The sequence below is a fragment of the Arthrobacter sp. MYb227 genome (assembly GCF_002975435.1).
In the GTDB taxonomy this organism is placed as follows: domain Bacteria; phylum Actinomycetota; class Actinomycetes; order Actinomycetales; family Micrococcaceae; genus Paeniglutamicibacter.
Window position 1 is genome coordinate 277,561 of the sequence record NZ_PCPT01000005.1, and the last position, 24,144, is coordinate 301,704.

General features: G+C 56.2%; 30 protein-coding genes. 25 read left to right on the forward strand and 5 right to left on the reverse strand.

Annotated elements, in window-relative coordinates:
* Positions 1–45 precede the first annotated feature (45 nt).
* On the forward strand, positions 46–609 hold the full coding sequence (locus tag CQ018_RS12610) for an isochorismatase family protein (protein ID WP_105550407.1): 564 nt from the start codon (positions 46–48) through the stop codon (positions 607–609).
* A 28-nt stretch (positions 610–637) separates the two neighbouring features.
* Here the strand turns inward: CQ018_RS12610 and CQ018_RS12615 are convergent, their stop codons facing one another.
* A complete protein-coding gene (locus CQ018_RS12615) occupies positions 638–1,513 on the reverse strand; it encodes a trans-aconitate 2-methyltransferase (protein ID WP_105550353.1) in 876 nt (291 codons plus the stop codon).
* A 47-nt stretch (positions 1,514–1,560) separates the two neighbouring features.
* Between CQ018_RS12615 and CQ018_RS12620 the strand changes: the two genes are divergently transcribed.
* Positions 1,561–2,142, forward strand: coding sequence for a helix-turn-helix domain-containing protein (locus CQ018_RS12620; RefSeq protein ID WP_105550354.1), 582 nt, complete (start codon positions 1,561–1,563; stop codon positions 2,140–2,142).
* A gap of 178 nt (positions 2,143–2,320) precedes the next feature.
* Entirely contained in the window at positions 2,321–2,449 is a 129-nt protein-coding gene (locus CQ018_RS20540) for a hypothetical protein (protein ID WP_258142589.1), read from the forward strand.
* 106 nt (positions 2,450–2,555) lie between these two features.
* On the opposite strand, the gene CQ018_RS12625 is transcribed toward CQ018_RS20540, so the two are convergent.
* The 3 genes from CQ018_RS12625 to CQ018_RS12635 all read right to left on the reverse strand — a co-directional run bounded on the left by CQ018_RS12625 (position 2,556) and on the right by CQ018_RS12635 (position 5,095).
* Positions 2,556–3,434 carry a hypothetical protein gene (locus CQ018_RS12625; protein ID WP_146111899.1) on the reverse strand — a complete coding sequence of 293 codons (879 nt, stop codon included), beginning with the start codon at positions 3,432–3,434 and terminating at the stop codon, positions 2,556–2,558.
* 134 nt (positions 3,435–3,568) lie between these two features.
* Positions 3,569–4,192 carry a hypothetical protein gene (locus CQ018_RS12630; protein ID WP_105550356.1) on the reverse strand — a complete coding sequence of 208 codons (624 nt, stop codon included), beginning with the start codon at positions 4,190–4,192 and terminating at the stop codon, positions 3,569–3,571.
* Positions 4,193–4,315: 123 nt separating this feature from the next.
* On the reverse strand, positions 4,316–5,095 hold the full coding sequence (locus tag CQ018_RS12635) for an SDR family NAD(P)-dependent oxidoreductase (protein ID WP_105550357.1): 780 nt from the start codon (positions 5,093–5,095) through the stop codon (positions 4,316–4,318).
* Between the two features lie 90 nt (positions 5,096–5,185).
* Between CQ018_RS12635 and CQ018_RS12640 the strand changes: the two genes are divergently transcribed.
* From CQ018_RS12640 to trmD, 5 genes are all read left to right on the forward strand, one after another.
* On the forward strand, positions 5,186–5,773 hold the full coding sequence (locus tag CQ018_RS12640) for a TetR family transcriptional regulator (RefSeq protein ID WP_105550358.1): 588 nt from the start codon (positions 5,186–5,188) through the stop codon (positions 5,771–5,773).
* Between the two features lie 258 nt (positions 5,774–6,031).
* The gene (gene rpsP / locus CQ018_RS12645; RefSeq protein ID WP_105550359.1) at positions 6,032–6,442 is read left to right on the forward strand and encodes a 30S ribosomal protein S16; all 411 of its coding nucleotides are present in this window, start codon (positions 6,032–6,034) and stop codon (positions 6,440–6,442) included.
* Between the two features lie 3 nt (positions 6,443–6,445).
* Positions 6,446–6,685, forward strand: a complete 240-nt coding sequence (locus tag CQ018_RS12650; RefSeq protein ID WP_105550360.1) for an RNA-binding protein — start codon at positions 6,446–6,448, stop codon at positions 6,683–6,685.
* Between the two features lie 215 nt (positions 6,686–6,900).
* Positions 6,901–7,443 (forward strand): ribosome maturation factor RimM, encoded by a 543-nt coding sequence (gene rimM / locus CQ018_RS12655; protein WP_105550361.1) that lies wholly within the window; start codon positions 6,901–6,903, stop codon positions 7,441–7,443.
* Positions 7,444–7,452: 9 nt separating this feature from the next.
* Entirely contained in the window at positions 7,453–8,265 is an 813-nt protein-coding gene (gene trmD, locus CQ018_RS12660) for a tRNA (guanosine(37)-N1)-methyltransferase TrmD (RefSeq protein ID WP_105550362.1), read from the forward strand.
* 13 nt (positions 8,266–8,278) lie between these two features.
* Here trmD and CQ018_RS12665 read toward each other — a convergent pair whose 3' ends face one another.
* Positions 8,279–9,052: an ankyrin repeat domain-containing protein gene (locus tag CQ018_RS12665; RefSeq protein ID WP_105550363.1), complete on the reverse strand. Its 774-nt coding sequence runs from the start codon at positions 9,050–9,052 to the stop codon at positions 8,279–8,281.
* 398 nt (positions 9,053–9,450) lie between these two features.
* On the opposite strand from CQ018_RS12665, the gene rplS reads away from it, so the two are divergent.
* The 17 genes from rplS (at position 9,451) to CQ018_RS12750 (ending at position 24,092) form a co-directional block, all read left to right on the forward strand.
* Complete coding sequence (gene rplS, locus CQ018_RS12675) at positions 9,451–9,810, forward strand: 50S ribosomal protein L19 (RefSeq protein WP_105550365.1); 360 nt, start codon at positions 9,451–9,453, stop codon at positions 9,808–9,810.
* Positions 9,811–9,866: 56 nt separating this feature from the next.
* Positions 9,867–10,523 carry a signal peptidase I gene (gene lepB, locus CQ018_RS12680; protein WP_258142590.1) on the forward strand — a complete coding sequence of 219 codons (657 nt, stop codon included), beginning with the start codon at positions 9,867–9,869 and terminating at the stop codon, positions 10,521–10,523.
* A 142-nt stretch (positions 10,524–10,665) separates the two neighbouring features.
* The gene (locus CQ018_RS12685; protein WP_105550409.1) at positions 10,666–10,887 is read left to right on the forward strand and encodes a heavy-metal-associated domain-containing protein; all 222 of its coding nucleotides are present in this window, start codon (positions 10,666–10,668) and stop codon (positions 10,885–10,887) included.
* 24 nt (positions 10,888–10,911) lie between these two features.
* A complete protein-coding gene (locus CQ018_RS12690) occupies positions 10,912–11,607 on the forward strand; it encodes a Crp/Fnr family transcriptional regulator (RefSeq protein WP_181149873.1) in 696 nt (231 codons plus the stop codon).
* A 160-nt stretch (positions 11,608–11,767) separates the two neighbouring features.
* Positions 11,768–13,690 (forward strand): cation-translocating P-type ATPase, encoded by a 1,923-nt coding sequence (locus CQ018_RS12695; RefSeq protein WP_105550367.1) that lies wholly within the window; start codon positions 11,768–11,770, stop codon positions 13,688–13,690.
* A gap of 300 nt (positions 13,691–13,990) precedes the next feature.
* Positions 13,991–15,934 (forward strand): S1 family peptidase, encoded by a 1,944-nt coding sequence (locus CQ018_RS12700; RefSeq protein ID WP_105550368.1) that lies wholly within the window; start codon positions 13,991–13,993, stop codon positions 15,932–15,934.
* A 229-nt stretch (positions 15,935–16,163) separates the two neighbouring features.
* On the forward strand, positions 16,164–16,919 hold the full coding sequence (lepB, locus tag CQ018_RS12705) for a signal peptidase I (protein WP_105550369.1): 756 nt from the start codon (positions 16,164–16,166) through the stop codon (positions 16,917–16,919).
* Entirely contained in the window at positions 16,919–17,635 is a 717-nt protein-coding gene (locus CQ018_RS12710; protein ID WP_105550370.1) for a ribonuclease HII, read from the forward strand. Before lepB (CQ018_RS12705) ends, CQ018_RS12710 begins: the two co-directional genes overlap by 1 nt.
* Positions 17,636–17,640: 5 nt before the next feature.
* Positions 17,641–17,967 (forward strand): DUF2469 domain-containing protein, encoded by a 327-nt coding sequence (locus CQ018_RS12715; RefSeq protein WP_105550371.1) that lies wholly within the window; start codon positions 17,641–17,643, stop codon positions 17,965–17,967.
* A 13-nt stretch (positions 17,968–17,980) separates the two neighbouring features.
* Complete coding sequence (locus CQ018_RS12720; protein WP_146111900.1) at positions 17,981–18,913, forward strand: hypothetical protein; 933 nt, start codon at positions 17,981–17,983, stop codon at positions 18,911–18,913.
* A 133-nt stretch (positions 18,914–19,046) separates the two neighbouring features.
* Positions 19,047–19,979, forward strand: a complete 933-nt coding sequence (locus CQ018_RS12725) for a hypothetical protein (protein ID WP_105550373.1) — start codon at positions 19,047–19,049, stop codon at positions 19,977–19,979.
* A 26-nt stretch (positions 19,980–20,005) separates the two neighbouring features.
* Entirely contained in the window at positions 20,006–20,509 is a 504-nt protein-coding gene (locus CQ018_RS12730; protein WP_105550374.1) for a hypothetical protein, read from the forward strand.
* A 176-nt stretch (positions 20,510–20,685) separates the two neighbouring features.
* A complete protein-coding gene (locus CQ018_RS12735; protein WP_105550375.1) occupies positions 20,686–21,027 on the forward strand; it encodes a hypothetical protein in 342 nt (113 codons plus the stop codon).
* Positions 21,028–21,090: 63 nt separating this feature from the next.
* Positions 21,091–21,249, forward strand: coding sequence for a hypothetical protein (locus CQ018_RS20085; protein WP_181149874.1), 159 nt, complete (start codon positions 21,091–21,093; stop codon positions 21,247–21,249).
* A gap of 115 nt (positions 21,250–21,364) precedes the next feature.
* Positions 21,365–21,868 carry an RES domain-containing protein gene (locus CQ018_RS12740; protein WP_105550376.1) on the forward strand — a complete coding sequence of 168 codons (504 nt, stop codon included), beginning with the start codon at positions 21,365–21,367 and terminating at the stop codon, positions 21,866–21,868.
* A gap of 314 nt (positions 21,869–22,182) precedes the next feature.
* Positions 22,183–22,545: a YraN family protein gene (locus tag CQ018_RS12745; RefSeq protein WP_105550377.1), complete on the forward strand. Its 363-nt coding sequence runs from the start codon at positions 22,183–22,185 to the stop codon at positions 22,543–22,545.
* Positions 22,542–24,092, forward strand: a complete 1,551-nt coding sequence (locus tag CQ018_RS12750; RefSeq protein ID WP_105550378.1) for a YifB family Mg chelatase-like AAA ATPase — start codon at positions 22,542–22,544, stop codon at positions 24,090–24,092. Before CQ018_RS12745 ends, CQ018_RS12750 begins: the two co-directional genes overlap by 4 nt.
* Positions 24,093–24,144: the final 52 nt, after the last annotated feature.

Below are 24,144 nucleotides of genomic sequence, written 5' to 3' on the forward strand. Positions count from 1 at the left end.
CTCAACTGTGGAACCAACCGAATGAACATCGCAAAGGACATGATCATGAGTACGTTGGAAAACAGGATTGCAACAGCATTGGTGGTCATCGACATGCAAAATGCGGTTATCACCGATGCCCAAAATGTTGAATCGGTAACCAAGAACATTTCTCTGCTTGTTGAATCTGCGCGAGAATCCAAGACCCCAGTTATTTGGGTACAGCACAGCGATGAAGAGTTAGTTTTTGGAAGCAACGAATGGGAATTCGTCCAGAGCCTGAGGCCGCTCGAAACCGAGCCGCTCATCGCAAAGAACCATGGTGACTCATTTGAAGCAACGGAGCTTGAAACAGTTCTCGCCGCGGCCGGTGTGGGGCATCTTGCAATTTCCGGTGCCGAAAGTGATGCCTGTGTTCGATCTACGATTCACGGTGCTTTCACCCGTGGTTACGACGTAATACTTGTTTCCGATGCCCACACCTGCACAGATCGCACTGCGTGGGGCGCCCCGGAGCCAGCCTCAGTTATTGCGCACATGAATCTGTACTGGCAATTCCAAAGTGCTCCGGGCCGCACCGCAACAGTTTCCAAGACCGCCGAGGTGGTGTTTGGTTCGCGGCGAAGCTAGCGAGAAAACACCATACGCAGGATGTCGACTATGGCTTACGCGCAAGCCACACGGTACGTGATCCGCGCAATCTAATATCGGTTCGATTAACAAGCGCTGCGGGATGAGCTTGATCGAGCAATGCATCAATAATTGGCAGATCTTCCGGGCTGAGCTGATCTGCGATTCCGGTTCGAACGTTGCCAAGCAGGAGTTCGGCATACGGTCCAACAACTTCGGGTTCCGGGGCAAAGTCGTAACTGAAAATGCGTTGTTCGACCTCAAATCCTGCAGCAACTAAATCGGTTTCCCAGTCCGGGTACTTGTTCCAACCCCGGTTGTCGATGATCGCACGAATGCGTGCCTCCAGCCCGTGTGTACCGAGTTCCAAATCTTCTGGAATGTAGCGTGGGAAGCCATCCATTTCAATGACGGCAAAAACGCCGCCGGCATTCATCGCAGCAAAAACTTCGGCAAAGGTCTTGGCGGGCTTTGCTACGTGGTGCATGGAAGAAGCGGCCCACACAAGATCAAGGTTTCCGATCTCTGGCCACTGGGCATCAAGATCGGCATGAACGGTAACGACATGTTCGTTCAATCCCAAGGCAACCACCCTGCTGTGCAGTCGCTCAAGCATGGTTTTGGAGCTGTCAACCGCATACACCGTTCCCGCGGTGAAATGTCTCGCCAAGGCGATGGTTCCCGTGCCGGTGCCCGAACCAAGATCAGCAATCTTGTGTGGTGTTCCCGCGTTGCCCGCAATCCAGTCGGTGACTTCGGCTAGGTGGTCGGCCAGAACGCTTGCATCGAGATCGAGCATCTTGGCCATCCGCGCTTCATCTTCGGGGGAATGCGAATGCTCGTGTGAGTGAGAACCAGTGTGTTCGGTGGGATGGTGTCCGTGCTGGTGATGGTTATTCGTCATATACCAAGCCTAACCATGCAATGCACCTATGGCATACACTCTTGCGTATGACGCAAGAACTTTCCATGGACACTGTTATCCGCCAACGCATCAAAGGCCTGCGCCTGGCCAAGGGCTGGTCACTTGATGCCCTGGCAGCACGCTGCTTCCTTAGCCCCTCAACGCTCAGCCGCATCGAAACCGGCCATCGACGCATAGCCCTTGACCAACTGGTACCCATTGCCAAAGCGCTTGGAACAACACTGGATCAGCTCGTCGAACCCACGGGCGACGAAGACGTGGTTATTAGGCCAGAACCAGAGCACCAAGCAGGACTAAGCATCTGGCTGCTTTCACGCGAACATACGGCCAACGGAACCACTGTCGCCAAAATGCGCATCACCCCGGAGCGATCCAAGGGAAAGGCTGAACTCGCCGTGCATCCGGGGCGTGAATGGTTCACCGTGCTTTCCGGAACCGTTAGCCTCGTCCTCGGGGAGCGCACCATCCTCATCGAGGAAGGCAATGCCGCTGAATTCTCAACCATGGTTCCCCACCACATCGGAGCCCACCAAGGGCCCGTAGAAATCCTCACCATCTTTGATCATGGCGGAGAACGTGCACATATGCACGAGCACAAACACGACTAAACACGCTCGTCGGTGGGCCCGGTCCGGAGATATATTTCCGATTGATGGTTGTTGCGCTCGGAGGATAAAAAACTTGGGTTCCGCTCATTGGCGCGCGTTTACGCGTAGGGTTCGCTGGTAGGGGTACTTTCCCCTCACTTTTGGGAATGCCTCGCATTCCCGGCTAGGACGGCACAGCATGTCAAAGTCACCACGTAAGGCCGAAGCTAAGAAGCCTTCGAAGTCCATCAAGGAAAAACGCGCTGAGAAGCGTAGCAAGGGCACTGTTGAGTCTGTAATTGATCCGGTGCGTAAAGCTTCCAAGTAGGAATTATTTGCGGTGCTCAGCTAAGTGGGCCCGCACCTAAAAAGTGCCCGTGGCTACCGATTTGATTTGGTAGCCACGGGCACTTTGCGTTTAGCGGAGGGTGTTTTTAACGAACGCCAGCTCCACGATAGATACGAACCCAGGTATCGGGTGTAACGCCGAGCGAACGGCGCTGGTTTGCCACGCTGACGGTAACCGTCACACGCCATTCGGGGCTTGGTTGGAATGCCTTGAGCAGTGGACCGTGAAGGGTCAAATTTCCGTCGGTCACCTCAACCACGCGGCCGAGGTGCTCCGGGCCTAGCTCTTCGGCACGGACCATGGTTTCGCGGCGCAAGGTTTCGCGACCATGTTCCGGGCGAACTAGATTGCGGGCTTCACGCAATGCGGCGCTGCGGCGTTCTAGGCGAGATGCCTGTTGAGCTTTGGTTCCGGTGCTTACCAGGGGAGCTGGCGCCGCATCGTTGATAGCGGTGATACGGGTGAGGGCCTCTGGATATTTCTTCGAGAGCTTGGCCCAAAAATCCTGCGGTCCCTTGCCCATTAGGATCACAGTACGAAGTGTTGGTACAAGACGCAGGAAACGGCTTGCGGGTTCCATTCCCTCATTCAGGCGGGAGGCCTTGAGCATGCCCGTTTCGTCGCTCGGGAGGTACCACGGGAAAGCATTCCAGAGAATGACTTCCTTCGAATCGATGCGGGCCTCGGCCAACAGCGTGGCAAGAGCCTCTGCATTTGCGTCATCGTTCTCGGTCGAGAGGATGTCCGAGCCATCCTGTGGGCGGTTCACTGATTCGGGCGCCGGCAGCAATACCAAGATGCGGGCGTCGGTTCCACCATGAAGTGGGGCAGTGAACTGTACCGAACTTGTGGGGTTCTCGGCGCGCAGATCCTCAACCAGGGAATTAATGGGAGCTACATGTTCGGCCCACAACTCCGCTTCTTGGGAGTTTCTGAAGTCGGGGTCGGTCATTAAGCGGGGCATTTCAAGTCTCTCTTGGAACGGTTTGGGAACGTATCTAACTAGCATGTCACGCCGGCGTGCAAGGTGGTGGGGATTTTTGAATCAACTTGGGTGATGTTTAGCGCATCATCAAGGGGGATAACTGCCGCAGCGAATCAGGGCCTGGCCTGCTCAATCCGGGATGCAACCGCTTCCCAAAGATGCTTTTGTGCCTGGCGTTGTACTGTACTTTTGGCACCCAGTGGATGTAACGAACGTATGATCTGGACCTCGGGATGGGCGGCCAGAAGCTCGGGCAGTACCGCATCTGCTGCATCTCTAGCCTTGCGGCCCAACAGTAGCAGTAGCTTGAGATTTTTCATGAGGGAGAGTGCTTCCACTAAAGCTTTGCCTCCCTCGAGTGCTTCGTCGGGTAGCAGATCCTTCTTGGTTTCGCGTGGCCACGGGTACCCGTTCCAGAAAGAAATCTCCTCTGGGGCTATCTCGAACTCGGTCATCAGGTGTCTGAGGCGATCCGCTGCTCGGTCAGGATTTCGAATGCAGAAAAACTCTGGAACGCCGGCTCGTTCACCGGGGTCATTGAGTACGCATAGCACCGACGCCTCGATACCGCCGTGCCACGGTGCCGAGTAGGGGAGTTGCACCGAATCCTTGGCGATAGTGAGCTCGTCGATGAGCGCGTTGATGGGTGCCACATGAGGTGCCCGTGCACCAGCGCGTTGGGATTCCCAAAAATGGTCATCGAGTTGAGCGCGTTTCCAGTGATCTGCCGGTGCCATCGATTCCTTCTCGTTGCAGGGTTAGCTCTGTGGTCAATCAATTATCCGGTATGAAGAAAGCCGCTCGCACCCCACCAGGTGGAGGGCTGCGAGCGGCTTTGATTTGGTAGTGCGTGGGGGGCGTTAGACCGCCGACCATCCACCGTCGGAGGCAAGGATAACGCCGTTGACGTTGGTGTCATCATCGCTCAAAAGAAAGGTAATGGAGGCGGCCAGCTGTGCTGCCGTTGCCGCCGTAGGAACATTCACGGCCATCAGCGGGCCAAGGTTTTGCTGGGCAAAGGTCGAATCCATTGGCGCTTCAATGTTGGTGATGGTTGCCCCGGGGGCCACTGCGTTGAAACGCAGGCCCGACTTGCCGTACATGACCGCCGAGTTCTTCGTGATGCCAACCACCGCGTGCTTCGATGCGGTATAGGCGGCGCCCGCGGCGGAACCGCGAATCCCGGCTTCGGAGGAAATGTTGACCACCGATCCACGCCCAGCCTCAAGCATGAGCGGAACTACCGCACGAGTTAGGCGAAGGATCGAGGTGACGTTGACGTTGAACACGCGTTCCCAGGTGGAATCCTCAACCTCGTGGATGGGTTCAAACTTGTCCATGATTCCTGCGACGTTGGCCAGAGCGTCGATGCGGCCGTTGGCTGCTGCAACTACCGAATCAACAACCTGCTGATTGGTAATATCCCCGGCAACCGGGACCAGGTCTAGATCTGGGTTTGCAGAAACCAGAGCGTCTAGACGTTCGGTGCTGATATCTGCGGCAATGACCTTGCCGCCTTCGCGAGCCACGCGTAGCGCGGTTGCCTCACCAATTCCCGAGCCTGCGCCGGTGACGATGACCGTCTGACCCGCAAAGCGGCCGGTGGTTGGAACTTCTTGCCAAGTGGTTTCGGTGCTCATGGTCGACAAAGACTCCCTCATATGTGGAACAACAAGACACCTTAAGGTTATGACACTCTGTGTCATAACTCAATAGGCCATACTTGTGAAATGCACGATGAACAGCCAAATGCCACTCACAGAGGTACCGGACGCCCGGCAACTATCGACCCCGAGGCGGTAGCGGCCATTGCCCTCCGGCTCTTCGAAGCGCGTGGATACGAGTCTGTTTCCATGGAAGACATCGCTACTGCCGCGGGCATTGGACGCAAGAGTCTTTATCGGTATTTCCCCACCAAGGCGGCGCTGGTCTGGGGTGGACTAGATGAGGCCGTGAGCACGAGTAGAAGCCTGATGATGCAGGGGGATGTGGCTGGTGACCCATTTGGCGTTTTGTTGGCGGCCGGTCTGGCCCCGGTGGATCACTTGCCGGATCTTGCTGTCACCCGCGGCCGCCTACTGCTGATTGGTGCCTACGAAGAGTTGGCAACCCTTGTCCATGCAAAACTCAAGCAGCAACGCGTAACGGTGCGCGACTATTTGGCTGATACAGGTGCTGATGAGGATATCGCCGATTATCTTGCCGCAGCGTATTCGGCATGCCTCTTTGCCGGCTGGCTACGCTGGGCACGAAGCGATCAGGAGGATCCTCGCCCAATCCTTACCCGGGCGCTGAGCGTTATTCGACTCCCCGAATAGGCGGTTTTTTCGAAGGTTGCGGCACTGAACTTTTTAGTCACTAAGGGCACGGTTGTGAAATTTGACACACTACTGATGAAAATCTCCGAGTGGTCTGTGAAGTGTAAAAGTTTCTGGCATAATAGACAGGTACTCGATTTGAAGCGGCCCCTCTCTCCGCCTTGAATCCTGTCCTTTTGAAGATCTGCGGTATGACCCGCCCCACGGGTGCAGAAACAGAACTTCGCACATGTTGAGAAAACAGGAGTGACCACTAAAGTGGCCGTTAAAATTCGTCTGAAGCGCTTCGGCAAGATGCGCGCACCTTTCTACCGTATCGTCGTCATGGATTCGCGTGCCAAGCGCGATGGCCGTGCGATTGAAGAAATCGGCAAGTACCACCCGACCGAAGAGCCTTCGTTCATCGAGATCACCTCGGATCGCGCACAGTACTGGCTCTCCGTCGGCGCACAGCCGACCGAGCAGGTTGCCGCTCTCTTGAAGATCACCGGTGACTGGCAGAAGTTCAAGGGCATCGAAGGCCAGGAAGGTACCTTGAAGACCAAGGTTGCCAAGCCTGCTTTCGTTATCCCGGAGAAGGGCTCGGTCATCCTGCCCGAGGCCATCACCAAGAAGGCCGAAAAGCCTGCTGAGGCCGAGGTCGAAGCAGAAGCAACCGAGGCTGAGTAACCAGTGCTCACAGATGCGCTGGATCACCTGGTACGCGGCATCGTAGACACCCCGGATGACGTGCAGGTCGCGTTGAAGGGAAACCGTCGCGGTGACATCCTTGAGGTGCGCGTGCACCCCGAGGATCTCGGTCGGGTTATTGGACGTCAGGGTCGCACCGCTAAAGCATTGCGCACCGTGATTGCCGCACTGGCGGAAGAATCGATCCGCGTCGACGTTGTCGACACTGATCGTCGCCGGTAGCCAGCCTCTTTCACACTTTTTGTGTAGCAATGGTCTCTCGCCCCCTATCAAGGAGGCTGAGAGACCATTGTGCGTTAAACACAAAATGGGATGCATCGCTCACCACCAACGGGTCAAAATGCTCTAAACCCCCACGTAAGATTGAACCAAGACTTAGCGGTTTTCCGGCGCACACGCACTGGGGGACCACCCCCACGTAATTCAAGGAGAAACGCATGCGCCTGCAGGTAGCTCGCATTGGCAAACCACACGGTATTCGCGGCGAGGTCACCGTGCAGGTCCTCACCGACACACCACAGGACCGTTTTGTTCCGGGTGCGGTGTTCGAGGTTGAGCACCCCGGGGTCAAAGCCCTGACGGTTGAAGGTGCCCGCTGGAACAAGGAAATCTTGCTGCTTGCCTTCGAAGAAATCCTTGACCGCAACGTTGCCGAAACTATGCGTGGAGCCAAGCTCTTCATCGAAACCGAGGAACTCGATGACGATGAAGAAGGCTGGTATGAGCACGAACTTGTTGACCTTGAAGCACGCATTGCCGACAAGGTAGTTGGCAAGGTTACCGCCCTGCGCACCAACACCGCCCAAGACCTACTGGTTATTGAAGGTCATGATGGCGAAGAAATCTTCATCCCGTTCGTTGAAGACATTGTTCCCGAGGTCAACATCGAGGGCGGCTACATTTTGTTGACCCCACCGGCAGGACTCTTTGAAGTTAACCGCGAAGAGTCGGCCGCAGATGACGCCGGCAAGGAAGCCTAGGGACGAATCATGCGCATTGATGTTGTCTCAATTTTTCCCGAGTATCTCGCTGCCCTAGATCTTTCGTTGATCGGCAAGGCCCGTCGCGAAAACCTCTTGGACCTCAACGTCCACGATCTACGCGACTACACCCACGATCGCCATCGCACGGTTGATGACACCCCCTACGGTGGCGGCGCCGGCATGGTGATGAAGCCCGAGCCGTGGGCGGCAGCACTGGGGCGTATCGCCGTGGAATCCCCGGTAGCCACCGCCACCGGAGAAAAGCCAATCCTGATTGTTCCCTCGCCCGCCGGAGCAGTCTTTGACCAGGCCATGGCCTACGAGCTTGCCGAGGCACAGCACCTTGCTTTCGCCTGCGGCCGCTATGAGGGGATTGACGAGCGCGTCATCGAGCACGCCTCCGAAGCCTATGATGTGCGTCCGCTATCCATTGGTGACTATGTGCTCAATGGGGGAGAAGTTGCAGTGCTTGCCATGGTTGAGGCCATTGGCCGGCTGATCCCCGGAGTCATTGGCAATCCCGAGTCTCTGGTTGAGGAGTCCCACTCCGATGGCCTGCTCGAATACCCGGTCTACACCAAGCCCGCTAGCTGGGAAGGTCGTGAGGTCCCGGAGGTACTGCTCTCGGGTAACCATGCAAAGATCGCGCGTTTCCGCCGCGGCAAGCAGCTTGAACGTACCGCTGCCCGCCGCCCGGATCTGATCCTGCAGCTGGACCCGGAAACGCTGAACCGCCACGACCGCGATGCACTATGGCACAGCGGCTTCGCCGTGCACGAGGGAAAAATTATTCCGCGCAGCGAGCTTGCCTGGGGCTAACAACTTACCCGGCTTAGCGCCGTGCGCCGGCTTCTTCAAGAAGCTTGGCCACGGCGCTTTGCTGTTTCTGCCGGGCATGTTCAAGTGCGCTTACGCCCTGCGCATCGGGCAGATTCACGTCGGCTCCGGCCTCGATGAGCAACTTGATGACTTCCTGATGATCGGTGCCACCGCTGCCAAGGATTACCGCTTCGAGCAGGGCGGTCCATCCCAGATTGTTGACATGGTTCACGTCGATCTCTGTTTCAAGCAAGAGCTTAATCGTTTGAACATAGCCATGTTCGGCTGCTGGAATGAGCGCGGTGCCACCGTAACGGTTAGTGGAAGCGACATCGGCTCCGTGCGCCAGCGTGAGTTTCAGGATCTCGTCTAACCCTTCGGCTCCGGCAAACAAGAACGCGGAATCCTGTTGCGTATCTTGGGCATTGACATTCGCACCGGCAAGAATTAAGGCTTTGGCTACATCTACCGCGTTGGAACGCGTGGCCAAAACCAGTGCCGGACGGCCTTCTGCATCCTTGGTATCAACATCGGCGCCAGCGCTCACGAGTCGTTGAACTTCTTGTGCGTCTTGTTCCGCTACCGCGGCACGTAGTTTTTCACTCAGGGCGGCTATATCTTGTGCCGGCGGAATGAAGTCAGCTGATTCGTTGGGTGAACGTTGCTCGGGTGTGGGCAGAGACGGAGAAATGCTACCGGTTTCTTGAATGCTGCAAGCACTCAAGGCCACAGCGGTGAGAGCCAGTGTGCCCAAGATCAGGGGGCGTTGCAAGAATCGAGTTAACATGGCAAAAGCCTATCGGTAGCTTTTTGCTCATGGGAGTAGGAATCGACTGTGAAAGAGCCGAGGAAAAACCACGAAGAGTTATTGGTCTTCTTGCCTCCTCGGATCCGAGGATGCACCGAAGCACACCGGGGCAAGGGCGAAAACCTGGCTGTGTCCAAGTCGACTTCGCGCAGCGGCTCAAGGTGTGGCAAAATAGAATCTTGGGTCTACTGGGTTCAGCTCCTGCCGCAGGGGGAACGAGTCAACAGTCAGACCGCCGAGGGTTCACAAATGGATCCCGGTACTAAGCTTCGGAACACCAAATCTTTCCAGTGCAGCATCTTGACGCTGTGCAATGGGAAATAAGTGCTCCGTGTCTAAGGTAGGTGACCTGCGGCGTCTGCCTAGGAGATGCATTCATGCATATTCTCGACTCTGTCGATGCAGCCTCGCTGCGCACCGATGTTCCGACCTTCCGCGCCGGTGACACCGTCAAGGTTCACGTAAACATCATCGAAGGCAAGAACTCCCGTGTTCAGGTCTTCCAGGGCTTCGTCCTTGGCCGCCAGGGTGACGGCGTTCGCGAAACCTTCACGGTTCGCAAGGTCTCCTTCGGCGTCGGTGTAGAGCGTACCTTCCCGGTACACTCCCCGGTACTGGACAAGATTGAAATTGTAACCCGTGGCGACGTTCGCCGTGCGAAGCTCTTCTACATGCGCGATCGCCACGGCAAGGCTGCGAAGATCCGCGAAAAGCGCGACTTCCGCACCGCCAAGTAGTAAGAAAAGCGAGAACCTTCCTCCCGCGCCTTTCGCGTGCGGGAAGAAGATCCATCGTGGATCAATCTACCGAATCGGAACGTTTTTCCGCTTCAGCAAAGCGCCGGTCCCGTTCGCGGGGCTGGCGCTTTGCCGTTGGCGCCCTCATGGCAGCAGCACTGATCACCCTGGTGATCCGTGCGACAGTCATTGACTTCTTCTATATCGGCTCCGAATCCATGGAATCGACGTTGAATCCCGGCGATGGGTTGTTAGTAAACCGTCTTGCCTATAAAAACCGCGAAATTCAACGCGGAGACATCATTATCTTCGACGGTCGTGGATCCTTCCTGCCCTATCAAAAACCAAACCCCATTGACTCGTTGGCCTGGGCCCTGCGTCTAGCCGGGAACGATGCGGTATACGTGAAACGAGTCATTGGAGTCGGCGGCGACACAATTTCCAGTAGGGGACAGGGCGGGAAACTACTTCTGAACGGAGTCCCACTTGATGAGCCGTACCTTTTTGCCGGGGATAAGCCCAGCGAACAAGAATTTAGCGTGGAAATTCCGGCTGGACGCCTCTGGGTCATGGGGGATCACCGCTCGGTCTCCGAGGACTCGCGCGCACTGCTTGGCGCACCCGGAGGCGGGATGATCAATACCAACCGTGTGCTAGGAGAAGTTACCGACGTGATTTGGCCCCTCGAAGCCAAACGATCGGTCACCGAATAACCAAAAACTTTGGTGCCGACAAATCTTTTTGAAAATCCCTTCTCGTTCTTGACCTGCGTCAAGGTAGCTACGGCGCAATCACGATGTACTGGTGGAACAGCGCATCAAAAGCGCAAGCACCAAAGAGACAAAGGTAGAGATCATGAAAACCGCAAGATTTGAGACAGAACCATTCACCTGCCCTTCGTGCATCAAGAAGATTGAAGGGGTAGTCTCCAAGCTTCCCGGTGTTTCCTCCACACAGGTCATGTTCAATTCGAACAAGGTCAAGGTCCAATTTGATAGTGAGCAGATTCAGGCAGAGGCCATCTCCAAAACCATCACCGATCTGGGTTACCCGGTTCTAGCACAAAAGGTTTCCTAATCAGTTACTGATTGAATGGGTGCCATGGACTTACCTCATGGACACCCGCAGGGGGACGACGCGCTCGAACAACTTGTAGCGCGCGTTCCCCTTTTCTCTGCCCTAGTGCCAGACGAACTCACAGCGGTGGCGCAACGTGTACGTCCCCGCAAGCACCCCCGTCAGGAACAGCTCTATGGTGCGGGAGAGAAAAACTCAAAACTCATGATCATTCACGCAGGACGCGTGAAGATCTACCGGATCACCGAATCGGGACACGAGCAGGTGATCCGCATTCTGGGGCCCGGGGATTTTTTGGGTGAATCAACATTTATCAGCGGCGCCACCAGCGACCATTTCGCGCTGACCCTAGAAGCTTCGGATATTTGCGAACTACACCATGACGAACTTCACGACTATTTGCTCGCCTACCCATCGGTTGCGGTAAAAATGGTTGAGACTCTCAGCGCAAGGCTTGCCGGAACCGAACACCAGCTCAGTATGCTTGCCGGCGAGGATGCCGAGCATCGGCTCGCCGCCTACCTCATGGCGCTTCACGATGCCTCGGGCAAGGCCCTGGTCAAGCTGCCCACCACCAAGAAGGATGTTGCCTCGTTCCTGGGGTTGACCCCGGAAACATTAAGTCGCAAACTCACCCAATTTGAAGAGATCGGTTGGTTGCGTCTTGGATCACGGCGGCAGATCGAACTTTTGGATGTAGAAGCGCTGCGACTGATCTGAGCAAAGCTGAACTCATGAATTAGCAAAGCCCACGAGGGCTAGTAGGTTTTTGCGTTCTTGACCTACATCAAGGCGCAATCTTGGGGGCTTGGATGTAATGGAAGTGGAAGATCGTGAATCCGCGCGATCTGACCTTCCACATCCAAGGAGTTAAGTTCACATGACCGGCAAGCATAAGGCACAGATTGCGGCCCTCACCGGAGCCCTGCTGTTGCTCAGCATCGTCCTGCATCCGACGGGCCTGCACATTGCCCGGGATGTGCTCTTGTTTGGCTCCGCGGTCATCGCCGGGGTGCCCACGGCAATTCGTGCGTTCCAGGGCCTGCGGATGAAGGCCTTTAGCATTGATCTTCTTGTCACCATCGCCGTCGTCGGAGCACTGATCATTGGTGAGTACGTGGAGGCGGCAGTTGTCTCATTCCTGTTCATCTTCGGAGCTTGGCTTGAGGCACGAACCCTGGAAAAGACTCGCTCCTCGCTACGAAACCTTGTTGATTCCGCCCCGCAGGAAGCAACGGTGTTGCGCGACGGGGAAAGCATCACGGTGCCGGTAGATGACATTGTTGAGGGTGACACCCTCATCATTCATTCCGGTGGCAAGGTAGCGGTTGATGGGGTGATTGTTTCGGGCCGCGGCCACTTGGTTGAAGCGGCGATTACCGGCGAATCGGTACCGGTGCCCAAAACTATCGGGCAAAAAGTTTATTCCGGAACCCTACTAGATACCGGATTCCTGCATGTGGAAGCCGAGCACGTAGGCGATGACACAACCTTTGCACAGATCATTGAGCTGGTTGAAGAAGCCCAGGAAACCAAGACCAAGGCCCAGCGCTTCCTGGATAAGTTCGCCAACATTTACACCCCTGCAATCGTTGTACTCTCCATTATTGTGTTGATCTTCAGCCGCAACATTGAATTCGCACTGACCTTCTTGGTCATTGCCTGCCCCGGTGCCCTGGTCATCTCCACGCCCGTCTCGATGGTTGCCGGATTGGGTAACGGTGCACGCCACGGCGTGCTGCTCAAGGGTGGTGACGCACTTGAGCGTCTATCCAAGATCGACACCCTGGTCTTTGACAAGACAGGTACCCTCACCGAGGGCAAGCCACGGTTGACCGAGGTCAAGACCGTCAACGGAAATGATGAGCATCAGATTCTTGCCATGGCAGCAATTCTTGAAACCGCTTCCGAACACCCACTGGGACGCACCATCGTGCAGGGCGCGCAGGATGCCGGCATCGACATTGAATCCAAGCCACACGATGTCCAAGTCATCAAGGGCGGCGGCATTGGCGGTACCGTCAAGGGACAACATGTCGTTGTTGGTACCCGTCGAGTGCTCAACTCCCTAGGCGTGCAGATTCCCGAGGCAGTTGCCGCACACGCCGTGACGCGCGAACGGGAAGGGAATACAGTTGTCTTCGTGGTCATTGAGGAGATTCTCGTGGCCACCATGTCCATCGCCGACACGGTGCGTGCGGAGGTTAAGGACGCGATCACCGCGCTGCGTGCCGGAGGCATCAAGCACTTCTACATGCTCACCGGAGATAACAAGCACACCGCTCACCTCGTGGCAGCTCAGCTGTCCATCGAAAACGTTCACGCCGAACTGCTGCCGGCCGATAAGGTGACCCTGGTGGCCGCGATGAAGGCCGAGGGTAAACGCGTGGGAATGGTGGGCGACGGTATCAACGATGCACCGGCGATTGCCACGGCGGATATTGGTATTGCCATGGGTGCCGGAACCGACGTATCGATCCAAACGGCCGATGCGATTCTCATGGGCAACCGTTTTGACCAGCTGGTCCACGCGGTGTCCCTTGCCAAGGCCACTGTACGAAACATGAAACAAAATACCTTCATCGCCATTGGCACAGTTGTCATGTTGCTCCTCGGTGTCTTGTCCCAGAAGGTGTTCATGTCCACCGGCATGCTGGTTCACGAGATTAGCGTCATCGTGGTGATCCTCAACGCCATTCGTTTGGTTCGCTTCAGTGACAAGAAGGGTGCGGCACATGCGGCTCTACCCGCCATGGAACAAACCGAAGAGTCCAAGGAACTGCTGGAGGAAAGCCAGCGGTAGCATCGCCACCTAAACACACTCACCAGCTGATGGCCTTGTTTCGCATGTGCGGGTGCAGGGTCATCACCTGGTGACGGTGCTGGTTCAGAACCGTAATTTTTACTTGCGCGTCAGTTATGTACGTTCACGCGCGACGGGGATTACCGCAAGATGGGCATCGATACTGTGCCAGTGGTCTTCGGGACTACGAATATTGGAATCAACACGTGGTGAGCCAATGCCCCGAACCTGCTGTTTTGCGGATAAAGTCGTGATTCTGCGCTCCATCGTGGGCCAACAAATTCCGGGGGAGAATCACCAATGCATCAATCGTTGCCAGCCATTATTAAACGCCTAGCGGTGCTTAGCGTGAGCATGCTGCTGGTGCTTGGTGGTGGGCAGCTTGCCACGGCAGCTAGTAGTCATGCCGCAACACCCCTGGTGATAGCCGAACAGCTACCTGCTGCCAAGAACCCGCGGACCGTAGAAGAACTCTTCAACGACTACGTGCGCCAGATCGACCCCGCAGCCTTGGACCAGCTACAGGCAATCATGCTCACCAAAAACGGGTTCATTATTCGTACAGGTGCACTATCCTCGGGCCCTCGTGCAGTTCCACGGATGGCAACCTTGGATATTTATCCACGGACAAAATTGACACCGGAACAATTTGCGAGCAAATATTCAAACGTCACCCTGCGTGAAGCCGCCGGCCCCGCAGAATCCTCCGCGGCAAACGAAGTTCTCGGCGGGATGGGATATGGTTCCGAGCTGGCACCGGAAGTCTTTGCCGTGTGTTCCATTGGATTCGCTGGATTCAATGCGGTGGGAGCACCGGCAGCGATCTCCGCAGGACATTGCACCCGGGATGGGAAAATCAAATCACTTCGGGTGGAAAAACCCTCCTCGAGTCAGGACTTTGGCGGACTTGGAACAGCACTTGGACAATTTGGATTCGCCCAATTTGGGGGACGCAACAACACGGCAACCACGCTCAAGGGAAACTACCTGGTAGGTAACCTGGGAACAGATATATCGGTCATCAACCAATTGAATCCGGGATTTAAAACCCAGCCATACCTCAGCGGCTGGGCCCAGGGGAAAGCCGAAAGTCGCGGCCCCAAAATCACCGGGATCACTCAAGCCAAGCTTGGCACCAAGGTTTGTAAGTCCGGGCGAACCACCGGGTACACCTGTGGCACGGTTGACGAAGTCGGAATCTTTGTTGTGGGCGGCTTCAAAAACACTTCACGTGATATCCGTGCCATCCACGGATTCGGCATGAAAAATCGTAACTACCGGCTCGCGGATGAGGGTGATTCTGGCGGTGGAGCTATCTCCGGCAGTAGCGCCGTGGGAATCACCAGTGCCATCGCCGATGATGACGGGGGACGAGCATACTTTGCCGATATTACCCGCGCACTGAAGGCAACACCTGGCTACAGTATTAAGCTTGCCCTGAATACTCCCAAACTTAGTACCGCCGCCAGCAAAGCCGGACTCGAATTTGGCACCCGCATCAACGGTAGCGTTGCCAACGCTCCGGCAGGAACCACGGTCAGGGTGAACGCTGGTGGAAAAACGATCGCCAAGGCGAAAGTCGAAAAGGGAAAATTTAGTTTCAAAACCCCACCTGGCGCCGGAAACCTGACATTCAGTGCGCAAGCCGTTAGCGGATACAACAAGTCCTCTACCGCTACCAAAAGCTACAAACTAGTGGTTCCGCGACCAAAGATCACTTCCCTGAGCAAAGCGGCACGTGGAACCAACGCACCACAAATAATTTCCGGCACCGGTACGCCTCAGGCAACCGTGACACTCAACCGGGCGGGGAAACCTAAAGTAACTGCCACGGTCTCGGCCAAGGGGAGCTGGAGCATTAAACCGAAGGGTTCCTGGGGCTATGGGACCACTACAATCAGCACAACACAAAAAATTGGGAAAGATTCCTCGCCCGTAGCTAAATCCACGTTCAAGCTCATCCCCAAGGCACCCACGATTACCACACCCAAAACAAACGCCAAATTCGCCTACAGTAAAGCACCACGTACTATCGGCGGAACCGGAATCAATGGGGCGACGGTCAAGATCAGCGCCGGCAAGAACACCATCAAAGTCAAGATTGTCGGCAACAAATGGAAAGCTAAACTCCCGGTGCGACTGGGAGCCGGGACGCATCAAATCACGGCAACACAAACCATCGCTAAAACTTCCTCCGCACCAACTCATAGAAGCATCACGGTTGCCAAACCTGTGCGCCGCTAAGATACGGAGCAGCGGTCGGCCGCGCCTCCTGACTGTACATCTTCAGTACGTGAGTCAAAGAAACCAGCAGAATACACCGCTTCTCCCCGTGCCAGATGGGCTGATTGATAGCAAGGCAACGTAGGCTAGGAACCTGTGTTACGCGAGCGAGGAGCAACCAACTAAACAGTTGGCCACCTATTTCGAGCAGCACCAAAGAATCTTAGTTATCTGAAAGGGCACCACGTACGTGACGCACGCCAGCGAGCCAACTGCACCCGAAGGCAACTCGGGAAAGAAAAGAAATCCCGTCTGGGCGGCGGTGCGTGAAATCCTCATCGTCGTGGTCATCGCGCTGATCATTTCCCTCGTAGTAAAGACCTTCTTCTTTAGGGCGTTCTACATCCCTTCGGGATCGATGGAAAACACCTTGCAAAAGAACGATCGAATCTTTGCAAACCTCATGGTTCCGGGTCCCTTTGAGCTACAACGCGGAGATGTAGTGGTCTTTAGGGATGATCAGGGATGGCTGCCACCCATCGCCTCCACCGTCACCAACCCGGTGAGCGAATTCATGGCGTTTGTTGGACTCATGCCAGATCCCTCGAATCAACACCTGATCAAACGCATTATCGGAATGCCGGGGGACACCGTTACCTGCTGCGCACCCGATGGGAAACTGACAATCAACGGGGTGTCAATCACCGAACCCTATATCTTTGAAGGCGATGCTCCCTCGGACCAAGAATTCTCCAAGGTAGTGCCTGAAGGCAAAATCTGGGTCATGGGAGACCACCGCGCGGAATCCGCCGACTCCCGCTACCACGAGGACCTCCAAGGCGGCTTCGTGGATCTAGATTCGGTAGAAGGTAAGGCTTCGGTTATTTCCTGGCCGCTGGACCGCCTCGGCGGCATCTCGAACTACTCGGAAGTTTTCTCTTCTGTCCCGGACCCACAAGGTGCGGCACCGGCGGTTAATCAGCCGGCCGAAGAATCCGGCAACTAATGGCTTCGCAGGCACCCACTCTCGAACACGAACGCGCGTACGCCAGCGCCGGCGGATACACGCTCATTGGTGCTGCCGATGAGGTCGGGCGCGGTGCGCTCGCCGGTCCGGTCTCGGTTGGCTACGTGGTCATCGACCCGAACGTCGCCAGTGAGCTTCCGGGAGTCAAGGATTCCAAGCTACTTTCTTCAGAAGTCCGCCATGCCCTAGTGCCACAGATCAAAGACTGGGCAGCGGGTTGGGGCGTGGGGCATGCAAGTGCCGCAGAAATCGATGAAATCGGTCTGGTCCCTGCCCTGCGTCTTGCCGGATTACGTGCCTTTACAGCCAGCACGGCACAGGCTGATGCTGTGCTTCTTGATGGAAACCTAGACTGGCTCTCGGCAACTAAGCAGCCAACGCTGCTCGATTCGCTCATGCCCGGCTTCGATGACCCGGCAGCGATCGATGGGTTGCTGATTCCTGTGCGCACCCTGATCAAGGGCGATTTGCTGGCGCTTTCCATTGCTGCGGCCTCCATTTTGGCCAAGGTCGAGCGTGATGAGCTGCTCGATGGTTATGATTCAACACACCCGGCGTACGGTTGGATACAGAACAAGGGCTATGGGACTATCGGGCACCGGAACGCAATCGTAGAGCTCGGTGCCACCGACTATCACCGCAAAACTTGGCAGCTAACCCCCAAAGCCGCGCCAGTACCACGAAAGGGCAAGTAAGCATCATGAGTGCCGAAGACCTTGAAAACTATGAGTCGGAACTTGAGCTGCAGCTCTACCGCGAATACAAGGATGTTGCTAACCTCTTCAACTTTGTTGTTGAAACCGAGCGCCGGTTCTATCTTGCGAACGGTGTTGATCTCAAAACCCGCTCGGCCGATGGTGAAGTATTCTTTGACCTCACGCTTACCGACGCCTGGGTCTGGGACGTGTACCGCACCGGCCGCTTCGTAAAATCGGTACGCATTGTCACGTTCAAGGACGTGAATATCGAGGAGCTCAACCGTATGGAAGAGCTAACCATCCCCAAGGATGGAATGGAACTGGACTAAATAGGAGATGAGCGTGAACGGCGAGGAAGAACCTGAAAGCGACGTATTTGGTGAATACCATTTCGCACGAGTCTCAACCGGCGCCCCACAGGGCCTGCCGTACCTGAGCTCGCTGCGCTTCGAATTTCAGGGCGCCGAGATCGATCCGAACTTAGCCCGCGAATCCTTTGACGCGGCGGGCCACGGCCTGAAGGACTCACTTGAGCGGTATCGCGGTGAACTTCAGAAACACCAAGCCGACTTTGCGAAAGCCTTTCTAGAAGGTTCCTACGATGAATCCTTGCTCTCGGCTTCCGATGAGCTACAGGAATCCCTTGAATCCTTGGGGCTGGCGCACCAGGGATGGACCGGTCACCCGTTTATCTCCCGTGCCATGTACCGCCGTGAGTCGCATGAACCACAAAGCGATGAAGCCTTGGCGGCAATGCTTGAAGCCGACGAAGCTGCAAGCGCCGACGATTATCAGTCCTATGGGCCGAGGCTTAACGAACTTGGTGTCACCGTAGTGCTTGATGAAATCGTGCACGATGATGGCGAGCGGATCCTGCGGTTGAATTCGGCAACTGTCCACTCCAACGGGGTATCACTCAGCGTCGACGGGATCTTTTTGCGTGGTCCGGGCGAGGACGCACTGGCCTGGCACCACCGCGGCAACGACCAACTCGGGCAGTTGGATTTGGCCCTAGAATTGCGTGATCCAAGTACCGGAACCGGCTACAGCGGTGAGATGAACGGTGGCGATGGCAACTATGAATCGTATGGCTATCGCCTGTCGCATCGTTTCTGGATCCACAGGGCGCTAGAAGCTAATGAACTACGTGGAATCTTCACGCTCGTCAATGCCGTCACCGCTAGCGGAGACAGCGAAATTTTGGATATCGACTTCACCCTTGATACCACGCAGCTACGTGAGGCCACTACAGGTCTGCGTATTTTTGGCAGCTGACAAGGGTCGTGCCGTAACCCTTTCTCATAAGTGTGGGAGGTGGTTGCTAAGCTCTGCCCAATGATGTGTAGCGTTACTTCCTGCGCAATCATTCCCTTGTTCAGTGTGATGCCGCCTTGAGGAGACCCACGTTATGCCCACAAACCATGTGCCAGATGAAAACCCAGCCGAAGATGATGGGCTCGGAGTGGTCAGCTTCGGATTCGTTGGCGGATCCCAAGCCTCGGACGGGATCAATCTGCACGATCTCGGGCTTACCTTCGAAGATGGGCAACCGGATATCGACACCGGACGACAGCACTTCTCCAACAGCATTATTGAACTGAACGAATCGCTGACCCGATATCTTGGCGAACTGATCAAACGTGAAGCCAAACTCCCGGAGCTTCTTGCCAGCTCGGACACCGATCCTGTGGTACTTGCCGCATCGGATCAGGTTCATGACGCACTGTTTAATCTGCGTGTTGGCCACCTTGCCTATACTGCCCGTCCCTTCCTCAGTGGCTCGCTGATGAGGCAGGACGAGGACCCGTATGAAAGCCAAGAGTTTTCGCACGATGAGATGGATTTCTATCCCAAGAACCCGGATGAGGATGAGAGTTACGGCCCCACTGAAGTCGAACTCGGATTGCTTGTGGCACTGAATCAACCAATATATTCGGGAAACGGCCGCCGCGTCCAAGTCGTGTCCGCATGCGTGTATGAAAACGGCATCCTGGTCCAGGTGGAAGCAGGTATCTATGACAGCGTGCATGCCGATCGGGATAAGTGGCGCCAACGCAAAAATTCGATGCCGGAATTCGAGCTGGTAGCCGATGATCCAACTACCAAGATGATGTTCACTGCTTCCCAACAAGCAGTGGACTTCCACGACTTCAACAAGATCACACGGACCACAGCCGATTTTTGGATGCCGCACGCTCAGAAGGCTACAAAACTCGCCTGCACCCTGAAGATCGCAAACATTCCCGATTACGAGCTTCGCGAAACAACATTAAACTTGAAATTCGAGCTGGACACCAGAGAGATGCGCAACGCTTACGATCAGCGTTCACTGAAGTTCTAATTCCCACCAAATTCGAAAGATTGCGCATGGAACTCTTTAACTCAATCCTCAACATTTCCTATGGCCAGTTCTACATGCTCAGCGGTGAATCCGAGTATGACCTTGACGCTGCCTTCAAGGGGCAAACTAACGGCCTGTGTGGTGCCGCTGCCGCCCAAAATCTCTTCTTCATCACGGGACTGCACACGGGCCACGTGGAATTGGCTGTCCACCTTCACCAGAGCACGCCCGAGCTCGACGAATCATGGGAAGACGTAGTTGAAGTTTCCTATCACCTCACCGGGGAACTGAGCCTCGAAGAATGCTGCGGCAGCACTTATGACCCATTGCCGATTCCGCTAGGAAACTATCGGGTCCGCTACTCGGGAAAGAAGATGGATGAAGCCCGAGCGGAAGACTGCATACTCGAGGATGAACCAGCCATCGATAGCTACCGTGTGGACTTCTGGCCACGTGCCGATCGATCCGCTGATGCGATCATCCGCCAACACAGCGAACAGGCGGCCTACTGGCATCAGGCCTGGGTCTAGGGGATATGAAGGGGGAGCGTCACCTAGACATATTTTCATACGGGTCTACGCGCTTGAGGCTGAAGTGGCGCTCCACTGTGGGGCTTGCCCTGAGTTTTCTGCGTTACACCGATGGTTCCTTGATTTACCTTGACGCGAGGTGAAATGGTGGACGTATAGGAAAAGAGGCAGCCATTATGAGCGATTCCATTGATCGGCCGCAGGGCGATAAATCGACTGCCGAGAACTGGCGTGAACGGGTGCTTGATGGTGTGGGGCGCCGACTTGACCAGATGATGGCTTCAAAAGAGGTCACCAATTTTTCCGGCGAGTCTGAACGTGCAACCGTCAACGCGATGGCCGATGCCGTCCTAGCGGCCAACAGGATCAATGACCGACTAGGCGCCTTTTACACGACGGACCGCGTGCGCAAGGTGCTGGGTGGGATTTCGCGCCAAGCTGTGAGTGAGCGAGTTAGGAATAATCGCCTGTTGCGTGTCACCACCGCCGATGGAGTTGTCCTCTTCCCGGCATTCTAATTCGCCAGCGGTGTCGTGCTTCCGGGACTCCAAAAACTGCTGCAGGTCCTACTAGAGACAGGCGTGGATGGATGGACCGTCGCCTACTGGATGACCTCCCGTTTGGCCCAGTTCGGTGAGGCAACGGCACTGGATGTCCTGGTTTCGGGCGATACCGATCGGGTCGCCGCGCTGCAGAAGCTTGCCGCCGATGACGCAGCTGGCTGGCACGCGGCAGCATGAACCGGGCTTCCCGTACGCTTCGGTTTCCAGACCCGGAAAAAGACTTCGTAGCTATTCTCACCTACGTCCACCGTGCGCGGGTGTGCCGATACCGCGCGCACGGACTGCACAGCCCGTGGTACTTCTCCAACAGTGGGGGCCGCTTCAACCTGGAGGCGCCGCGGCGGACGCTGAACACCGCGTCCCCGAGGAAGTTGCCGTGTGGGAGTTCCTCGGGGTGGCTTTCGTGGGGGATCCTGCTCTTCCGGCATCAATGATTGCCGAGCGCTGGATCTCCCAGCTAGAGATTCCGGGCACTAAAGCAGCGGATTTCACGGCGGGCGCCGCGTCGGCCTTCGGGATCGTTCCCGGTGATATCACCGCCCCCATGGACGATCACTATGTGATGACGCGCGTCTGGGCCGCAGCGATGGACGCCGCCGGCTTCGAGGGGATCCAGTCCCGCTCCCGCCTCGGTGCGGGAACTAACCCCACGTGCCTCTACGTCTTTGGCCCCGCAGGGGAACACGAGCTCGGCGGCACCAACGCACGGGTTACGATGCGTGCGGTGATCGAGACGATGCCGGTCTACACGATTGACAGTATCCCCACCTCCGACGTGCTCGTCGTGGACCCCTAACGGTTTCCACGACGTGTTCTAGGTCCAGCGGCAGCTGAGCGTTGGTGCGACGGTTCGCTCTCTGATCACGGTGGCTACGGAACTGATCAAAAAGTCGCACTGGATTACCCCGCTGAGCCACGAAAACTCGACCACATGATCTGGCGTCATACCTCCGGGTGTCATCTCAACGTAGGCGATCTCTAAGCTCACAGATTCCCTCCTGCGCTCGCGGAATCGCTTTTATCCACATTCCTTACATCATTCACCCACGATGCACTGAACACCCTCACCCTTGAAAGTGAAATCCACATAGGAGTGAAGGGGTAGGCGCGATGGGAAATCATAAGCAGGAACTTGGTGCAAAGGGCGAAGACCTTGCCGTGGGGTACCTTGAAGAATCTGGATACGTGGTGCTCGAACGAAACTGGCGCTGTAACATTGGCGAGCTGGATATTATCGCCGAGTATGGCGGGAAGATCATCGGGGTGGAGGTCAAGACTCGCAGTTCGTTGGGGTTTGGCCATCCGGCCGAAGCAGTCAACTCAACAAAACTACGCAGGGTCTCTAGGCTGACCCGCCGTTGGTGCGTTGAACACCGCAGAAACCCCAACACCGTGCGCGTGGATGTTGTGGCAATTCTGCTCGAACCCGGACGACAACCGCATATCGAGCACCTCGCCGGGGTCGAATCATGAGCCTGGCACGCACCCTGGGCATCGGCCTGACAGGTTTGAACGGCCAAATTATTGAGGTCGAGGCGGATGTGGGTAATGGTATCCCCGGGTTCCTGTTGCTCGGGTTACCCGATGCCTCGCTTAACGAATCACGTGAACGTATCCGTTCAGCGGCACGAAACTCGGGACTGCCCCTGCCCAACCGGAAAATCACCGTCAATCTGACCCCGGCGACCATGCATAAACGCGGATCGGGATTTGATCTTGCCATCCTGCTGGCAATTCTTGCCGCCGACAGGCTGATCCAGCTGACACCCGAGGTCATTTACCTTGCCGAACTGGGCCTCGACGGATCACTGCGTCCGGTAGCCGGGGTGCTTCCCTCGGTTATGGCGGCCAAGGCGACCGGATACGAGCGGATCATTGTCGCCACAGAGAATCGTGCCGAGGCAGAACTCGTTGCGGGGGTCAGTGTGCGGTCCTACGATCATTTATCCCAATTACTTGCCGACTGCGGTGCCGACCCTCGGGTGCTGCTGTATCGGGCACGGCATCATTCCCCGCTGCGCAGGCCCAACATGAGCCAGGGAGCCAACGTGCGTGCGTTGGACCTAGCAGAGGTCATAGGCCAGCCACAGGGCCGCTACGCACTGGAGGTAGCCGCCGCCGGTGGGCACCACCTGTTACTAACCGGCCCGCCCGGTGCGGGCAAGACAATGCTTGCCCAGCGATTGCCCGGCATCTTGCCGGACCTTGATGATGTACAGGCCATGGAAACCACCGCAGTACATTCCTTGGCGGCCGGCGGTGGGCAGATCACCTCGTTGATTCGCCGGCCACCCTTTGAAGCGCCACATCACAGCGCCTCAATGGTGGCACTCATTGGTGGGGGAAGCGGGATACCGCGTCCAGGTGCCGCATCTCGAGCACACCGCGGAATCTTGTTCTTGGACGAAAGCCCAGAATTTAGTGCCGCAGCGCTTGATGCGCTGCGCCAACCCCTAGAATCCGGTGTGCTGACCCTTCATCGAGCTACCGGTACCGCAACCTATCCCGCACGCTTTCAACTAGTGATGGCGGCTAATCCTTGCCCGTGTGGGCGCAATCTCGGTAAAGGTTTGGAATGTACGTGTACTCCCATGCAACGGCGGAGATATTTGGCCAAGCTTTCCGGCCCACTGCTTGACCGGATTGATATGCAGCTATTTGTTCCGCAACTTTCGGCCCGTGAAATGGCGACTCGTGTTCCAGCCGAGTCCTCTGCCCTAGTTGCCGTGCGGGTCAAAGAAGCCAGAGCAAAACAACAAGACCGGCTCAAACGCTGGGGGCTGAGTACCAATGCGGAGGTACCCGGTTCGATTCTGCGTCAGGAACTGCGTTTGGTCAGCACCGCAACTGCCTCACTGAGCAAAGCTGTGGAGACATTGCGGCTGAGCGCTCGCGGACATGATCGGGTCTTACGGATCGCCTGGAGCATCGCGGATTTGAATCAACATGCCTGCCCCACTGCAGAAGATGTAGATGTTGCTTTGCAGCTGCGCCAGCATGGAAAAGGCGATATTGGGTAAGGTCGCGGCCACTTCTTAAACACAATTCGACGGTTCTCAGCTTTGCTGGTGG

What these genes read in the sequence shown, in the direction of transcription:
- CQ018_RS12610 (WP_105550407.1), top strand. Translation starts at nt 46, where the DNA reads ATGAGTACGTTGGAAAACAGGATTGCAACAGCATTGGTGGTCATCGAC.
- CQ018_RS12615 (WP_105550353.1), bottom strand. Translation starts at nt 1,513, where the DNA reads ATGACGAATAACCATCACCAGCACGGACACCATCCCACCGAACACACT.
- CQ018_RS12620 (WP_105550354.1), top strand. Translation starts at nt 1,561, where the DNA reads ATGACGCAAGAACTTTCCATGGACACTGTTATCCGCCAACGCATCAAA.
- CQ018_RS20540 (WP_258142589.1), top strand. Translation starts at nt 2,321, where the DNA reads ATGTCAAAGTCACCACGTAAGGCCGAAGCTAAGAAGCCTTCGAAGTCC.
- CQ018_RS12625 (WP_146111899.1), bottom strand. Translation starts at nt 3,434, where the DNA reads ATGCCCCGCTTAATGACCGACCCCGACTTCAGAAACTCCCAAGAAGCG.
- CQ018_RS12630 (WP_105550356.1), bottom strand. Translation starts at nt 4,192, where the DNA reads ATGGCACCGGCAGATCACTGGAAACGCGCTCAACTCGATGACCATTTT.
- CQ018_RS12635 (WP_105550357.1), bottom strand. Translation starts at nt 5,095, where the DNA reads ATGAGCACCGAAACCACTTGGCAAGAAGTTCCAACCACCGGCCGCTTT.
- CQ018_RS12640 (WP_105550358.1), top strand. Translation starts at nt 5,186, where the DNA reads ATGCACGATGAACAGCCAAATGCCACTCACAGAGGTACCGGACGCCCG.
- rimM (WP_105550361.1), top strand. Translation starts at nt 6,901, where the DNA reads ATGCGCCTGCAGGTAGCTCGCATTGGCAAACCACACGGTATTCGCGGC.
- trmD (WP_105550362.1), top strand. Translation starts at nt 7,453, where the DNA reads ATGCGCATTGATGTTGTCTCAATTTTTCCCGAGTATCTCGCTGCCCTA.
- CQ018_RS12665 (WP_105550363.1), bottom strand. Translation starts at nt 9,052, where the DNA reads ATGTTAACTCGATTCTTGCAACGCCCCCTGATCTTGGGCACACTGGCT.
- rplS (WP_105550365.1), top strand. Translation starts at nt 9,451, where the DNA reads ATGCATATTCTCGACTCTGTCGATGCAGCCTCGCTGCGCACCGATGTT.
- CQ018_RS12685 (WP_105550409.1), top strand. Translation starts at nt 10,666, where the DNA reads ATGAAAACCGCAAGATTTGAGACAGAACCATTCACCTGCCCTTCGTGC.
- CQ018_RS12690 (WP_181149873.1), top strand. Translation starts at nt 10,912, where the DNA reads ATGGACTTACCTCATGGACACCCGCAGGGGGACGACGCGCTCGAACAA.
- CQ018_RS12695 (WP_105550367.1), top strand. Translation starts at nt 11,768, where the DNA reads ATGACCGGCAAGCATAAGGCACAGATTGCGGCCCTCACCGGAGCCCTG.
- CQ018_RS12700 (WP_105550368.1), top strand. Translation starts at nt 13,991, where the DNA reads ATGCATCAATCGTTGCCAGCCATTATTAAACGCCTAGCGGTGCTTAGC.
- CQ018_RS12710 (WP_105550370.1), top strand. Translation starts at nt 16,919, where the DNA reads ATGGCTTCGCAGGCACCCACTCTCGAACACGAACGCGCGTACGCCAGC.
- CQ018_RS12715 (WP_105550371.1), top strand. Translation starts at nt 17,641, where the DNA reads ATGAGTGCCGAAGACCTTGAAAACTATGAGTCGGAACTTGAGCTGCAG.
- CQ018_RS12725 (WP_105550373.1), top strand. Translation starts at nt 19,047, where the DNA reads ATGCCCACAAACCATGTGCCAGATGAAAACCCAGCCGAAGATGATGGG.
- CQ018_RS12730 (WP_105550374.1), top strand. Translation starts at nt 20,006, where the DNA reads ATGGAACTCTTTAACTCAATCCTCAACATTTCCTATGGCCAGTTCTAC.
- CQ018_RS12735 (WP_105550375.1), top strand. Translation starts at nt 20,686, where the DNA reads ATGAGCGATTCCATTGATCGGCCGCAGGGCGATAAATCGACTGCCGAG.
- CQ018_RS12745 (WP_105550377.1), top strand. Translation starts at nt 22,183, where the DNA reads ATGGGAAATCATAAGCAGGAACTTGGTGCAAAGGGCGAAGACCTTGCC.
- CQ018_RS12750 (WP_105550378.1), top strand. Translation starts at nt 22,542, where the DNA reads ATGAGCCTGGCACGCACCCTGGGCATCGGCCTGACAGGTTTGAACGGC.